This window comes from Agarivorans sp. QJM3NY_30 (assembly GCF_050870855.2).
Lineage (GTDB): Bacteria > Pseudomonadota > Gammaproteobacteria > Enterobacterales > Celerinatantimonadaceae > Agarivorans.
Window position 1 is genome coordinate 4,914,325 of the sequence record NZ_CP194038.2, and the last position, 13,447, is coordinate 4,927,771.

The window sequence follows — 13,447 nt, forward strand, 5'->3', positions numbered from 1 at the left end:
TTTTATCCATTCATCATAAGCGGGAAGTAATTCACGAGTAAACCCTCTGACTCATTCAGCGGGGCGAAAAAAAGCCAAAAAAAAAGCCCAGCCTAAGCTGAGCTTCTTTACATCAAAGCCAAAATCTATTTGATTTTGCCTTCTTTGTACATAACGTGCTTGCGAACAACGGGATCAAATTTTTTGATTTCCATTTTTTCAGGCATGTTACGTTTGTTCTTATCAGTGGTATAGAAGTGACCAGTGCCAGCTGATGAGTTCAAACGAATTTTCTCGCGAATACCTTTAGCCATTTTTTAGTTCCTTATACCTTCTCACCACGACCACGCATCTCGGCTAAAATAGCGTCGATACCTTTTTTGTCGATGATGCGCATACCTTTAGTCGATACACGTAATTTAACAAAACGTTTTTCACTCTCTACCCAAAAACGGTGAGATTGAAGGTTAGGCAAAAAACGACGACGAGTGCGGTTTTTTGCGTGCGATACGTTGTTACCAACAGCTGGCTTCTTACCAGTAACTTGGCATACTCTAGACATGTCAGTCTTCTCCAAATAAATACTTCTGCTCGAGCATCTGTTCATGCCCCGTTAGGCCGTCGCCCGGGACGACAGAAAGGCCGCATTTTATACAGGAAATAGAACCCTAGATCAACTAAAAATTGAACAAAGATCAGATCCAACCTCGCTCGGCGAAAGACATTGTCTCTCCACAGCCGACAACAACATGGTCTAAAACTCGCACATCAATCAGTGCTAAGGCCTTGATTAATTTAGTAGTAATTTGCCTATCGGCCAAACTTGGTTCGGCCACACCCGAAGGATGGTTATGGGCAAATATTACCGCAGCGGCATTTTTTTCTAATACACGCTGTACCACTACCCGTGGATAAACACTGGCAGCATCAATCGTTCCGAAAAATAACGGCGCGAATTGTAACACTCGATGCTGATTATCCAATAGCAATATTGCAAATACTTCACGTTGTTGGTGAGATAATTCCATAGAAAGGTAGTTTTTGGCCGATTCAGCGCTATCCAGCACACTTTTTTCACTGATCTCGGCCAACAAATAACGACGACTCATTTCAATTGTTGCACGTAATTGTGCATATTTTGCGCTTCCCATGCCTCGCTCGGCACAAAAAGTTGCCTGATCCGCCGACAAAATCGCCCGTAACGAACCAAATTGTTGGAGTAAATGCTGCGCTAAACTCACCGCATCCATTCCAGCGCAACCAATCCGTAAAAAAATGGCTAATAACTCTGCGTCACTTAAACTCGCTGCGCCTTGCGCCAATAATTTTTCTCTAGGCCGCTGCTCGGCAGGCCAATCAGATATAGCCATTATTTTAATTACAAAAAAGTCAATATAATAAAGGTAGCCGAATCTGCAGTCTTGTCTATGCGGAGAACTTAAGTTTTATGGTAGGCTTGCCGATACTAGACGGTGATTATTATTTCGGTATCAGCATGTTAACGGGAAAGAAAATTCTGCTCGCAATCTCTGGTGGGATTGCAGCCTATAAAATACCAGAGTTGGTGCGGCGCTTAAAAGACCAAGGCGCGCAAGTCAAAGTAGTGATGACCGAACACGCCACCCACTTTATCACTCCCTTAACTTTGCAAGCTGTCTCTGGCGAAGCGGTCGGCCTTAAAGTGGTTGACCCAAGTCAAGAAGGCTCTATGGGCCACATTGCCTACGCCAAGTGGCCGGATTTAGTATTGGTGGCCCCCGGCACAGCCAATGTGATTGCAAAGTTTTGCCATGGCATCGCCGATGATTTGGTGAGTACCTTATTACAAGCCACCAGCGCACCAGTCGCCCTCGCGCCAGCCATGAATCAACAAATGTATCTCGCAGCGGCCACTCAAGCAAACCTAGCGGTCCTTCGGCAACGCGGCGTCCCTATCTGGGGGCCTGCTCAAGGCGAACAAGCCTGTGGCGATGTAGGGCCAGGCAGAATGCTTGAACCAGCTCAACTGCTAACACATATTCAGCAACATTTCGCGGCCTTAGACCAGCCGCAAAGTTTAGCTGGGCGAAGAGTTGTGATTACCGCCGGGCCAACCCGTGAGGCCATTGATCCGGTGCGTTATATCAGTAATCATAGCTCAGGAAAAATGGGCTTTGCTTTAGCGCGAGCCGCTCAACAACTAGGTGCCGAAGTCAGCTTGATCGCTGGGCCAGTCAACTTAGCCACTCCAGTAGGGGTACGCAAAGTCGCCGTAGAAAGCGCTCAGCAAATGCTCGAAGCGGCTTTAGCTGAGACCGCGAGTAGCGACATTTTCATCGCTTGCGCAGCAGTCGCCGATTATCGAGTGGCTACCGTTGCCGAACAAAAGATCAAAAAAACTGACGACCAACAACAACTGCAGCTACAGCTAGTTAAAAACCCAGACATTGTGGCCACCATCGCCGGCCAAAAAGAGAAACCGTTTACGGTAGGCTTCGCCGCCGAAACCCAAGATGTCGCCAGTTACGCCAAAGACAAATTAAAGCGCAAAAACTTAGATATGATTGCGGCCAACGACGTATCTAATCCCGAACAGGGCTTTAATAGTGAACAAAATGCCTTAACGGTATTTTGGCCAAATGGACAACAGCAATTAGACCTCGCTGACAAGACCTTATTGGCCGAACAACTACTCGCGTTGATCGCCGAGCACTACTCTTTACAACAAATAAAATAATAAGCATGAAACAAATAGCACTTAAAATACTAGACCCTCGAATTGGCAGTACTTTTCCGCTGCCTGAATACGCAACTCCCGGCTCGGCAGGCATGGATCTGCGTGCCTGTCTGGATCAAGCTCTGGAACTAGCCCCTGGTCAAACAGAACTAATTCCTACTGGTTTGGCAATTCATATTGCCGATCCCGGCTTAGCGGCCACCATCTTGCCACGTTCCGGCTTAGGCCATAAACACGGCATCGTCTTAGGCAATCTGGTAGGTCTAATCGACTCCGATTACCAAGGACAGTTGATGGTGTCTTGCTGGAATCGGGGACAAAGCACTTTCACCATCGAACCCGGTGAGCGGATCGCCCAGCTGGTCTTTGTACCCGTGGTGCAAGCCAGCTTCGAGATTGTGGAAGACTTCGATGCAAGCCAACGCGGAGAAGGTGGGTTTGGCCATTCAGGTAAACATTAAATTGGTTCAGATGCAGTACGCTAATAAATAATAAAAGGATAATTATAACAATGGCGGGAAAACCAAAAAGCAATCGCCGCGAACAGATCCTCCAAGCCTTGGCAAGAATGTTAGAGACCAGCCATGGCCAACGGATTACCACCGCGAATTTAGCCAAAGAAGTCGGTGTTTCAGAAGCCGCACTCTATCGACACTTTCCAAGCAAAGCACGCATGTTTGAAGGTTTGATAGAATTTATTGAAGAAACCTTATTATCTCGGATCAATCTGATTCAAGAAGAGCAAAAAGATACCCTAAATCGCTGTCAGCACATCCTGATGCTACTGCTGGGGTTTGCTGAACGTAACCCCGGTTTAAGCCGCATTCTTACTGGTGATGCCTTACAGGGCGAACACGAGCGTTTACGTGCCCGAGTGAGTGTGCTGTTTGACAAAATAGAAGTTCAGCTGAAGCAAGTGCTACGAGAGCGGCGACTGCGAGAAGGACAGGGCTTCTTAATTGAAGAGAACAGCCTTGCCACCTTACTCCTCGCCTATAGCGAAGGGCGCATTAGCCAATATGTACGCAGTGAATTTAAACTCGCCCCCACCGAACAATTTGACATCCACTGGGGCTTTTTAAAGCAACAACTGATGCGCGCTTAGATCTTTAATTCCCAGATGAAGCCGACAAATTTTCGCGAGAAGTGAGGGTCTGCCCAAACTCTCGCTCGGCTTTCATACACCGCCCGCTCACCATAAATTAACTCCCCACCATCAAACTAGACAAGTGGCTTTGCAGACTGCAGCAACGCTCTGCGAAGCAAAGTGCTTAGCAGCGGATTTCAATCCGGGCAAAAACCTGCAGCACTTCGTAAAAACTAAACGAAACATAATCTTGTTTGTCATGAAAAAACTGCTAAATTTGTAACAACTTTAATTCATCACGGGTCTCAACACATGGATGTACTTCATCAAGGAACCAATTGGTTCGAAAACAACCAAGAAATGCTAGTTCAATACGCCATCAATATTGCTGCGGCAATCATTATTCTGATTGTGGGTATGTTGGTCGCGCGAATTCTCGCGGCAAGTGTCGAAAAACTAATGAACGCACGCAAATTAGATAACACCATCAGCCACTTTGTCGGCTCCATGGTGAAATACACCATTATCGCCTTTGTGATTATTGCTGCACTGTCACGCATTGGTATCCAAACCGCCTCGTTTGTCGCGATTATCGGTGCCGCAGGCTTAGCCGTAGGTTTAGCGCTGCAAGGTTCATTGTCTAACTTCGCAGCAGGGGTACTGATTATTGGTTTCCGCCCATTCAAAGCCGGTGACTTCGTAGAAATTGCAGGTACTGCTGGCTCGGTAGCCTCGGTGCAAATTTTTACCACGGTATTAAAAACCCCAGACAACAAACAAATTGTGGTGCCTAACTCGGCAGTTTTAGGCGGCAATATTGTTAACTACTCGACTCACCCAACCCGTCGTGTCGACTTGGTAATTGGCGTGAGTTATGCCGCAGACTTAGCTAAAACTAAAGCCGTATTACGCGCCGTATGTGAAGCCGATAGCCGGGTATTGAAAGATCCTGATATTACCGTTGCGGTATTAGAGCTGGCAGACAGCTCAGTGAACTTTGTGGTTCGCCCATGGGTGAATAGCGCCGATTACTGGGGAGCCTACTTCGATTTAACGGAAAACATCAAACTCGCTTTAGATGAAGCTGGTATCGAAATTCCATTCCCACAAATGGATGTGCACTTAGAAAAAGTCGCCAGCTAGATTTGGCGTCTTAAAACAACAAAAGCACAGCCACTAGGGCTGTGCTTTTGTTGAATAGCAATTTAAATATCATCTAAGCGATGAGTGGCATGCACCATTTGCTGCTGACGCTTCTCTTGATGCTCGATCAAGTTGGCTAAAAATTGCTGCTCTGCCAGCATGCTAAAACCATCCTTCGCCTGCCTGAGCAAGTCTAAAGACTGCTCACTTAAATCCAAGGCCAGACTCATCACATCATCACTGCTCATGTTCGCTGGCAAGCTCACTTTGGCCATTTTATCCACCAAGTCGTGCTCGGCTCGAATATCGGTCCAGGTATCTAATAACTCAGGTTTAGCCTGACTAATAAAATCTTTTACATGAGCGGTATTTTCTTTTTCTTGATGTTGTAAATAATTTAACAGCATTCTCACACGTTCCGCATCCGCATTCATCTCTAAGCGTCGATACACCACCCGCATCTCTTCTCGACAATTCACAAAATGTTCGAGCAATAGTCTTAACTGATTAAATCGCATGATGAGCACTCCCACTAATCGTCTCTCTCTTTATAGTAGAGTGTGCCTAAAAAATCTGCTTTAGCTAAGCGATTATGGCTTGATGTATATCAACTGATATCATTCACCTTCAGTCTATCTTGCGATGCTGCGCAAATGAATGATCCAGAGTAACGGCTTGCCTTTGCTAAAATAAACACCAACTCAAGAAGCTTTATATTAGGTTATCACAATGAAAAAACTGCTGATTTGGAGCGAGAAAAATAATTTTATTTTTTTAACTCTGGCCTTGATTGGCTACATTTTTTTAGCCGCCTGTGTTGACCAATTTTGGCAAGGAGACGGCTTTAAGTTTCTACAGGCCGCCATGGTGTTAGTGCTCGCCGCAGGCGTATGGCAAGCCAAGGGCAAAAAACTTTGGTTTGCCATCGGCTTAGGATTTTTACTCGCTACCACATTAATCGCCATTTTTAATTTGTGGTTTGAAGCCGAAAGCTTAGCGGGTATCTATCTCGGCTTTGTATTTTGTTATCTAGTGATCAGCACTTGGACCGCACTTAAGCAGGTCTTATTCACGGGCGAAATCGACACCAATAAGCTGGTAGGAGCTATCTGTATTTTCCTGCTGGTCGGTTTAGGCTGGGCCCACCTCTATACCATCTTAAACAGCTACCTCCCCGAAGCCTTTAGCGGCGTTTCCGCAGAGCATTGGAGCAGCCAGATAAACGCTTTCATCTACTTCAGCTTTGTCACGCTCACCACTTTGGGCTACGGCGAGATCACCCCCAAGGTGCCAATTACTCGCTTCTTTACCTTCAGCGAAGCCATTTTCGGGGTATTTTATATGGCAATATTAGTGGCAAGCCTAGTGGGCGCTCGCATGTCTAAGCGCGAACGCTAAGCAACAAAAAAGGCGACCCAATGGTCACCTTTTATTCAACTGAACGCGCAACAGCCCGCTTGCTTAAGCGATCCCGTATTGCTCACGGTAAGCACTCACCGCCGCCAACGCAGTTTGATTATCGCCTTGCTCTTCTAAATAAGTGATTAAATCTGCCAGCTTAACAATAGAAATCACCGTGGCATTGTAGTCACGCTCAACTTCTTGAATCGCCGACAACTCACCTTTACCTTTCTCTTGGCGATCCAGCGCAATTAGTACACCAGCTAACTCCGCATCATGGGCATTAATAATGTCCATCGACTCGCGAATCGCGGTGCCCGCGGTAATCACATCATCCACCAGCATCACCTTGCCAGCCAGCTCAGAGCCCACCAAGCTACCACCTTCACCGTGGGTTTTAGCTTCTTTACGGTTAAAGCAGTAAGGCACATCCTTTTGGTAATGCTCGTCTAAGGCCACCACGGTAGTGGTGGCAATGGGGATCCCCTTGTACGCTGGGCCAAACACTAAGTCGTACTCAATGTTTGAGTCTTGCAGCGCTGCGGCGTAAAACTTACCTAAACGGTTTAAATCACGGCCAGTATTAAACAAACCCGCGTTAAAAAAGTAAGGGCTGGTTCGGCCCGACTTTAAGGTAAATTCGCCAAACTTTAGTACGCCTTTGGCTAAAGCAAATTCAATAAACTCGCGTTGATAAGCTTTCATCATTCTCTCTCAAATTAACCCGCAAGGGCTTCACGTTGGGCCGCATTAATTTGGGCAATACCTTGTTTGGCAAAGGCCAGCATGTCTAGTAGCTCTTGATGGCTAAATGGCGCGCCCTCGGCCGTGCCTTGCACTTCAATCATGTTGTCGTCTTCACACATCACCACGTTCATGTCGGTCTCAGCAACGCTGTCTTCGGTGTACTCAAGGTCACAGACAACCTCACCACCAACCACTCCCACCGAAACCGCAGCAATCAGCTGCTTCAATGGGCTAACTTTCAATTTTTTCTGCTCAATCATCCACCAGATGGCATCTTGTAGTGCCACGCAAGCACCGGTAATCGCCGCCGTGCGGGTGCCACCGTCGGCTTGAATCACATCACAATCCACCACAATGGTATATTCACCCAGCGCGCTCAAATCAACCGCAGCACGCAACGAGCGACCAATTAAACGTTGGATTTCTTGAGTACGGCCACTCTGCTTGCCACGCGCCGCTTCACGACCCATACGGCTATGAGTAGAACGAGGTAACATGCCGTATTCCGCCGTAATCCAACCCTGGCCCTTACCTTTTAAAAAGCGTGGTACACCATCGTCTACCGAGGCAGTACATAATACTTTGGTATCGCCAAACTCAACCAATACCGATCCCTCGGCATGAGCCGTATAGTTTCGAGTAATGGTGATTGGACGCATTTGTTCGACAGCTCTTCCGTTAGGACGCATGCTAGTAACCTTTAATAGAAAATTCGCGGCTATTATATAGGCTTTTGTCGCACTTGGTCACGCCCAGACTGACGAACCAGCGAATAGCCGCTATAATCGGGCAAATTTTTTGAGGATATTCAACTATGATCCACAGCATGACAGGCTACGCACGCCACCAACTTAAAGCCGATTGGGGCAGTGCCACATGGGAAATTCGCAGCGTAAACCAACGTTATTTAGAAACCTACTGGCGCATGCCAGAGCAGTTTCGCGCCCTAGAGCCGGTATTGCGAGATAAGATCAGAAAAGCCCTACAACGTGGCAAAGTTGAATGTAACCTGCGCTTCGACGCCGACCAGGCTAGCCGTGGCGAACTGCAGCTTAACCAAGCCCTCGCCGAACAGCTCATCAAAAATGCCGAATGGGTACAGCAACAAGCTGGCGGACAAATTAACCCCGTCGACATACTGCGCTGGCCGGGCGTGATGGAAACCCCAGAGCAAGACGCCGACGCCATTAGCAAAGAACTTTTAGCGGGCTGGTTAGTGGCCCTAGAAGCCTTTATTGAAAGCCGCGCCAGCGAAGGTGCCAACACCGCCACCATGATCACCAGCCGCCTCGATAAAATTACCCAGCAAGTGGCCTTTGTACGCGAGCAAATGCCCGCCGTAATGCAATGGCAGCGTGACCGCCTAAACAATCGCCTCGCCGAAGTAAAAGACGAGCTAGAGCCGCAGCGCATCGAGCAAGAAATGATCATGGTCGCGCAGAAGATAGACGTCGCCGAAGAGCTAGACCGCCTCGACTCGCACGTAAGCGAAACCCGCAAAATCATTAAAAAAGGCGGCGCCTGTGGCCGACGCCTCGATTTTATGATGCAAGAGTTTAACCGCGAAGCCAACACCCTCGCCTCTAAATCAATTAACGCCGAGATCACCCAAGCTGCGGTAGAGCTAAAGGTATTAATTGAGCAGATGCGCGAGCAGATCCAAAACATAGAATAAGTGTTTTTCGTCGTGAGCGGCCATTTCCGCAAAGTTGCTCTCCATACCAAGTACCGCCATTACCTTTAAGTAAGTGCCTATGGCAACGCCCGGATCACCTGCGAAGAGTTTGTTCACGGTTTTCTGATCAAAGCCAGTGCGCTCACACAGCAGCTTTTTTGTAAAACCACGTCGTTTCATCGCCAACAACAAGTCTTCACCAAAATGAGTCAGGGTTTTACGCTGCTTTGGAAACAGCACATTGTGTAAATCACGCTTAGTCATTGCACCAACCAATGGGACTGTATTCCCATTTTAATGACCATAATTGGATTAATATCCTACTTTTAGGTTTAGTTTGCGCGATGGCTAAGGCGATGATACGAGGCCCTGAATACCAAAAGCCACCAAACTACACTTTTATGCGCGTAAAAGTGTGAGATGGTAGAAAAACCTTAACTAGGATCCCGAGGTCTACTCAACCTTACTTTATAGGTAACAATCTATAGACCTAAAGGTGGGCATACAACCTTTCAGGTAATCCATGCTGAGCGAGTTTTTCTAACACTCTATGACCGTTCTATAACCTGATCGTTTAAAGTAAATCACTTAACCGGTTTAACAGCGCTTTACGGCTATTATTCGCCACAACAAAGCGCTTAAAGCGTTGCTCAAACGCCGCTTCATCCGCTTTAAACTGGTAGGCTTCGAACAGTTGATGCAGATAGCGTGAAGCCTCATCGTAACCACTGGCGCAGGTTCGATTCGCTTGCTCTTGTACTTGCTGCCAGTAGTGCTCACGCTGGCGATAAATCTCTGTCTGCGCTTTTTCTTTTTCCGCTTTTTCGATAGCTAATTTTTTAGCGAATGCTTCGGCTTGTTCTTGCTGTAATTGGTTTTTTGCTTGTTCAATATAAGGGGCAATTACGTCGGGCGTTAACCAATACTGATAGCTTTCATCGTTATTGGCAGATTCTTTTCGCGTCATGGCTAAGGCTTGGTGACGGGTTAACTGGCCTTGTTCAAATATTGCGCTTATTAACGCGTTTTTGTCTGCCTCTGTGAGATTATTTAGCCATGTGTCCAACTGAAACTGGCTTTGTTTGGCTTGGTGACTTGGCTTAGCCTTAAGCATCATAGAAAGCGCTTTAACCAGAGTGAAAGGGATACTGTAAAGTGCAGCAAAAGCCAATAATCCCTCATTGATATTCTGAAAATCGAACTGAATTAAAGGTATTGCTTCAAGTTCGCTATTCGAGTCAAACTCTTTAAGCCACATAAAATACAAAAGACGCCAATCACCTTGAATTAACGCACTGCGTAAGCCTGCTAAATGTTGGAAAAAATCTTCTGCACTTTCATCATCAAAATACTCGTAATACTCCTCAATGGAGAAAACAAGTAGTTGCCACTCGTCAGTTTGATGAAGATAAAGTTCGTCGCTTGAAAACTCAAACATCGCATCCCGTATCGTCCCTGCGGGCAGTTTAATGTAAACATAGATAGAGCCCCAGTCGGCGTAATAAAAACCGATATCAAAGTACTTTAGCATCAGCTCATTCGGCTCTGCTTTTAAATCACTGTAGTTATAATGTACTTGAAAAGACCTTGCCGTGATGTTGGCACGGCTTGAAATAACGTTGAGCGCTTGGAGCGCTTTACTGTCTAAGTGCCCATCCAGACACTCAAATCGATAGTATTGATATTCGCTCACGATAACCTTTTTATGAATTAATGGTGAATTGAAAGGTTTGCTTTAACAAAGGCTGAACCTGAACCACTCTGGCGACAAGTTCACCGTTTAAATAACATCTCGGATCGATGATAATAAATCCCCAAAACTGTAAAAATCGCTCAATAAACCGATTTTCGATGAGCATGTTTAAGTTTCTTTCTGGCGAGAAGTAATCATCCGTAGAGAAAGCCTGTTGCAAATCAGGAAAAGCTGTCATCACCTCTTTAACAAGCTGCTCCAAACTGTTGTGGCTTTGTATTCGCCACAGCATAAACAACCAGAAGGTTCTTAGGTCAATATCGTGCTCCCAGCCATCTAGGTAGCCCCAATTGTACTGAGAGCTTGCCGCTTCGAGCATGGGGATAAAGAACGCCTGTATACCATGCGTTAGGTACTGCTTTTGAGCTGCTTTTTTAACATGATAGCGCCCACTTCGACGATAGATGATACCTGCAATCTCTGCTAGCACTCGGGTGTAATGCAATGCATTAAACTTATCTTCGTTACTGCCCGCAAACTCGCTGATACTGATGTCACGTTCGAATTGAGCAACGGCAAACTCTGGCAACAATTCACTGGCTTGTTTAACGACTTTTGTTGGCAAGTTGCCTTTGGTGGTGGCTTTAAACGAGCCATCGTTTTGCATCGCTTCATCTAATATCAATGTTAAGTAACGCATCACAGGACAGGCCTTAAGGTCGTCTGGCGTGTGTATTAGTACCCCTTCCAACTCACTGAAAGGCGCATATAACCAATTACTCATTTGTGTTGGCGAAAGGCCACAAAAGTCAGGATGAGGCCGTTCATTAGCCGCCTTCATTTTTTGTTCTGCAACGATATTGAGTTCTTCTAAAGATAAGTTAGGGTTCATTGCGACTACTTGCTCAATATCATCCAGCATAGATGCGTGCTGCTTAGAGAGACTGTTCATGCAACAACGTTTGTATTTTTTACCGCTGCCACAAGGGCAAGGTTCATTTCGACCTGGTTTCATGTTTTATCTACTCGTCTTATTTATCTTAATGCTACGTCACGTTAAAAAACGTCACCTCAAACCAACATCATCTCAAGCTAAAAGTGCCGAATTTTCTTGCTTACGCTCTGCGAGTGTTTTTTCTATCGCTAACACAGTGGCCTTACTCACCCCGTGTGGCTCAGCAAGCTGCCTAAACAGACTAATGGCATCCACTACCTCTTGAATACATTGCTGCGCTTCCTTCCAATTAGCAAAGCCAGCACTGGCCGCTAGCTTTTGCATCACTTTGAGTGGTGGCGCTTTTCCGTACCCAGCAAAGGCGGTGGCATGTTCATTAAAAGGGTGAGGGCTAAAGGTTACATCGTAAAATGGTGCGAGCTGCCAACTGCCATCATCGGCTTGTAAAAAGCCCCAATTTTTACTGTGATCGTCTTGGTTCGCGGCCAATAAGTTAAACATTGCGCGTCGAAATTGAAGTTGCCCGGCAGCAGGTGACTTACACAGTTGACGACTGGCTTTAATTAGATCGCTGTAGTCTAAGCTCGGGCTTCGAAAGTCGGCATCCAATAAGCCGCAAGCACTGTGCATATGTAAACGCCCAGCCTTCTCCTGCGCGGGTAAATAATCGAAACGCTTTAACGCAAGCCATGCTTTAGCGCCGCTACTTGCTGGCGCTTCAATTAACTGCCAAGTCGGTGGCTGACATTTTGCCAGCTCAGCCATTTGTAAATAGGCCGCTTCACATAAACCTTCTTCATGGCCCAAGGCTAAGTTCTTCGAAGTAAACTTAACTAACCATGCTTCATCACGAGGCTGTGCATAGGTGCGGCATTGCGTCGCGTCTCCAGCAGGCATATAAATTTGCGCTTTTGGTCTTGCCCCACCCGAACTACCACCAGCGACTAATGCGGCTAACACTTGCTGAGTGCTACCGTCTAAATCGTCAGTCTCTTTGTAGTCAAGAGCGGACTGGTCAAATAAGGTTTGCGCTTCTAAGCCCAGTGTTGCTAAATCAATATCTGTTCGCTGATCGAATGAGAACTCAGATACAGGGGTAAAAGACAATGCCCCCATTCCTTGCTGGCCAACAAACGCCAGTCTATCCATTGCTGTTACTTGTGCAGGTATTATACCTTGTTGGCGAAACACACGATCTTGCAACAGCAACCCCCAACCATCGGGAAGACTATCACCAAACACGCCGTGAATGCCTTGGTGAGGCTCTTTCGGTGCTTGCTGTAATCGCGCATCACCTTGAAGCGCAAAAGGAGATAAATTGCCAAACCTGCTTAGATAATTTTCATTGTACTGAAAGAAAACACCTTGGCGATTTTGCGCTAATATACCCACCAATACAGTTTCGCCCGTTGTGAGAGTGCGCTCCACATTCAACTTTTGAATGGATTTAAAGCTCATCTTTAAGCACCTCTTCTATACTGGTCGGTAAAGCGGTACGGTCAGTCGTGGTTTGTGTCAGTTGATAAAACCTGTCTAGTGAATCCAACGACTGCCACAAAAGCAGCAGCTGACGAAATGAGATTTGTCCGGTGAGTTCAAACTTTTTTATGGTCGAAGCAGGTACACAACTGCGCAGTGCCAGTGCCTCTCGCGATAGCTTCGCTTGTTTGCGTAAGCCCCGCAGATGAGTAGCAAAAGCTTGGCTTACATCGGTGTCATCTAAAAGTGAAAAGTTCATGCGCAGCCTAAATGGATACAATGATGTCTATTATAGCTATACCTTCTTATTTATGGATACAGTAATATCCATAAAAATATGGATGATAATCACATGACTGGAGAAGGATAGTAAAAGCTGATACTTTGCGTTAGGCAAGAGGTTGAGTTAAAGCGATTAATCGCCTAATAGGCTTGTATCTAAGAGGCGAATTACAAGTGGTTAAATTGATGGTTGTTTGATTTTAAATTATTAATCAATGAGAAGATCCAAACCTAGATTAAGCGAATTATTCAAACTAAAAAGGGTGGTGATTTAGTGTTTTGAGGCTTAA

General features: G+C 46.2%; 17 protein-coding genes. 6 read left to right on the top strand and 11 right to left on the bottom strand.

Annotated features, from left to right (window positions below):
• Positions 1-125: 125 nt before the first annotated feature.
• The 3 genes from rpmG to radC all read right to left on the bottom strand — a co-directional run bounded on the left by rpmG (position 126) and on the right by radC (position 1,349).
• The gene (rpmG, locus tag ACRRSX_RS22365) at positions 126-281 is read right to left on the bottom strand and encodes a 50S ribosomal protein L33 (protein WP_285762680.1); all 156 of its coding nucleotides are present in this window, start codon (positions 279-281) and stop codon (positions 126-128) included.
• Between the two features lie 23 nt (positions 282-304).
• Entirely contained in the window at positions 305-541 is a 237-nt protein-coding gene (gene rpmB, locus ACRRSX_RS22370; RefSeq protein WP_432455390.1) for a 50S ribosomal protein L28, read from the bottom strand.
• Positions 542-674: 133 nt separating this feature from the next.
• On the bottom strand, positions 675-1,349 hold the full coding sequence (radC, locus tag ACRRSX_RS22375; protein WP_432455389.1) for a RadC family protein: 675 nt from the start codon (positions 1,347-1,349) through the stop codon (positions 675-677).
• Between the two features lie 119 nt (positions 1,350-1,468).
• Here radC and coaBC point away from each other — a divergent pair, with 119 nt between their 5' ends.
• The 4 genes from coaBC to mscS all read left to right on the top strand — a co-directional run bounded on the left by coaBC (position 1,469) and on the right by mscS (position 4,925).
• Positions 1,469-2,695, top strand: a complete 1,227-nt coding sequence (gene coaBC / locus ACRRSX_RS22380; RefSeq protein ID WP_432456124.1) for a bifunctional phosphopantothenoylcysteine decarboxylase/phosphopantothenate--cysteine ligase CoaBC — start codon at positions 1,469-1,471, stop codon at positions 2,693-2,695.
• A gap of 5 nt (positions 2,696-2,700) precedes the next feature.
• The gene (dut, locus tag ACRRSX_RS22385; protein WP_432455388.1) at positions 2,701-3,156 is read left to right on the top strand and encodes a dUTP diphosphatase; all 456 of its coding nucleotides are present in this window, start codon (positions 2,701-2,703) and stop codon (positions 3,154-3,156) included.
• Between the two features lie 50 nt (positions 3,157-3,206).
• On the top strand, positions 3,207-3,800 hold the full coding sequence (slmA, locus tag ACRRSX_RS22390) for a nucleoid occlusion factor SlmA (RefSeq protein ID WP_432455387.1): 594 nt from the start codon (positions 3,207-3,209) through the stop codon (positions 3,798-3,800).
• A 294-nt stretch (positions 3,801-4,094) separates the two neighbouring features.
• Positions 4,095-4,925 carry a small-conductance mechanosensitive channel MscS gene (gene mscS, locus ACRRSX_RS22395; protein WP_432455386.1) on the top strand — a complete coding sequence of 277 codons (831 nt, stop codon included), beginning with the start codon at positions 4,095-4,097 and terminating at the stop codon, positions 4,923-4,925.
• A 62-nt stretch (positions 4,926-4,987) separates the two neighbouring features.
• Here mscS and ACRRSX_RS22400 read toward each other — a convergent pair whose 3' ends face one another.
• Entirely contained in the window at positions 4,988-5,443 is a 456-nt protein-coding gene (locus ACRRSX_RS22400; protein ID WP_432455385.1) for a hypothetical protein, read from the bottom strand.
• A 211-nt stretch (positions 5,444-5,654) separates the two neighbouring features.
• Between ACRRSX_RS22400 and ACRRSX_RS22405 the strand changes: the two genes are divergently transcribed.
• Positions 5,655-6,323, top strand: a complete 669-nt coding sequence (locus tag ACRRSX_RS22405; RefSeq protein ID WP_432455383.1) for a potassium channel family protein — start codon at positions 5,655-5,657, stop codon at positions 6,321-6,323.
• Between the two features lie 63 nt (positions 6,324-6,386).
• Here the strand turns inward: ACRRSX_RS22405 and pyrE are convergent, their stop codons facing one another.
• Both pyrE and rph read right to left on the bottom strand, forming a co-directional pair.
• Complete coding sequence (gene pyrE / locus ACRRSX_RS22410; RefSeq protein ID WP_432456123.1) at positions 6,387-7,031, bottom strand: orotate phosphoribosyltransferase; 645 nt, start codon at positions 7,029-7,031, stop codon at positions 6,387-6,389.
• Positions 7,032-7,045: 14 nt separating this feature from the next.
• Positions 7,046-7,762 carry a ribonuclease PH gene (gene rph, locus ACRRSX_RS22415; RefSeq protein ID WP_432455382.1) on the bottom strand — a complete coding sequence of 239 codons (717 nt, stop codon included), beginning with the start codon at positions 7,760-7,762 and terminating at the stop codon, positions 7,046-7,048.
• A gap of 125 nt (positions 7,763-7,887) precedes the next feature.
• Between rph and ACRRSX_RS22420 the strand changes: the two genes are divergently transcribed.
• The gene (locus tag ACRRSX_RS22420) at positions 7,888-8,748 is read left to right on the top strand and encodes a YicC/YloC family endoribonuclease (protein ID WP_432455380.1); all 861 of its coding nucleotides are present in this window, start codon (positions 7,888-7,890) and stop codon (positions 8,746-8,748) included.
• Here ACRRSX_RS22420 and ACRRSX_RS22425 read toward each other — a convergent pair.
• From ACRRSX_RS22425 to ACRRSX_RS22445, 5 genes are all read right to left on the bottom strand, one after another.
• A complete protein-coding gene (locus ACRRSX_RS22425; protein ID WP_432455378.1) occupies positions 8,707-9,012 on the bottom strand; it encodes a helix-turn-helix domain-containing protein in 306 nt (101 codons plus the stop codon). The genes ACRRSX_RS22420 and ACRRSX_RS22425 overlap by 42 nt on opposite strands.
• A 310-nt stretch (positions 9,013-9,322) precedes the next feature.
• Complete coding sequence (locus tag ACRRSX_RS22430; protein ID WP_432455377.1) at positions 9,323-10,441, bottom strand: hypothetical protein; 1,119 nt, start codon at positions 10,439-10,441, stop codon at positions 9,323-9,325.
• Between the two features lie 10 nt (positions 10,442-10,451).
• Positions 10,452-11,456, bottom strand: coding sequence for a YecA family protein (locus ACRRSX_RS22435; protein ID WP_432455375.1), 1,005 nt, complete (start codon positions 11,454-11,456; stop codon positions 10,452-10,454).
• Positions 11,457-11,528: 72 nt separating this feature from the next.
• Positions 11,529-12,854, bottom strand: a complete 1,326-nt coding sequence (locus ACRRSX_RS22440; protein WP_432455374.1) for a type II toxin-antitoxin system HipA family toxin — start codon at positions 12,852-12,854, stop codon at positions 11,529-11,531.
• The gene (locus ACRRSX_RS22445) at positions 12,844-13,134 is read right to left on the bottom strand and encodes a helix-turn-helix domain-containing protein (protein WP_432455373.1); all 291 of its coding nucleotides are present in this window, start codon (positions 13,132-13,134) and stop codon (positions 12,844-12,846) included. Before ACRRSX_RS22445 ends, ACRRSX_RS22440 begins: the two co-directional genes overlap by 11 nt.
• Between the last annotated feature and the right edge of the window lie 313 nt (positions 13,135-13,447).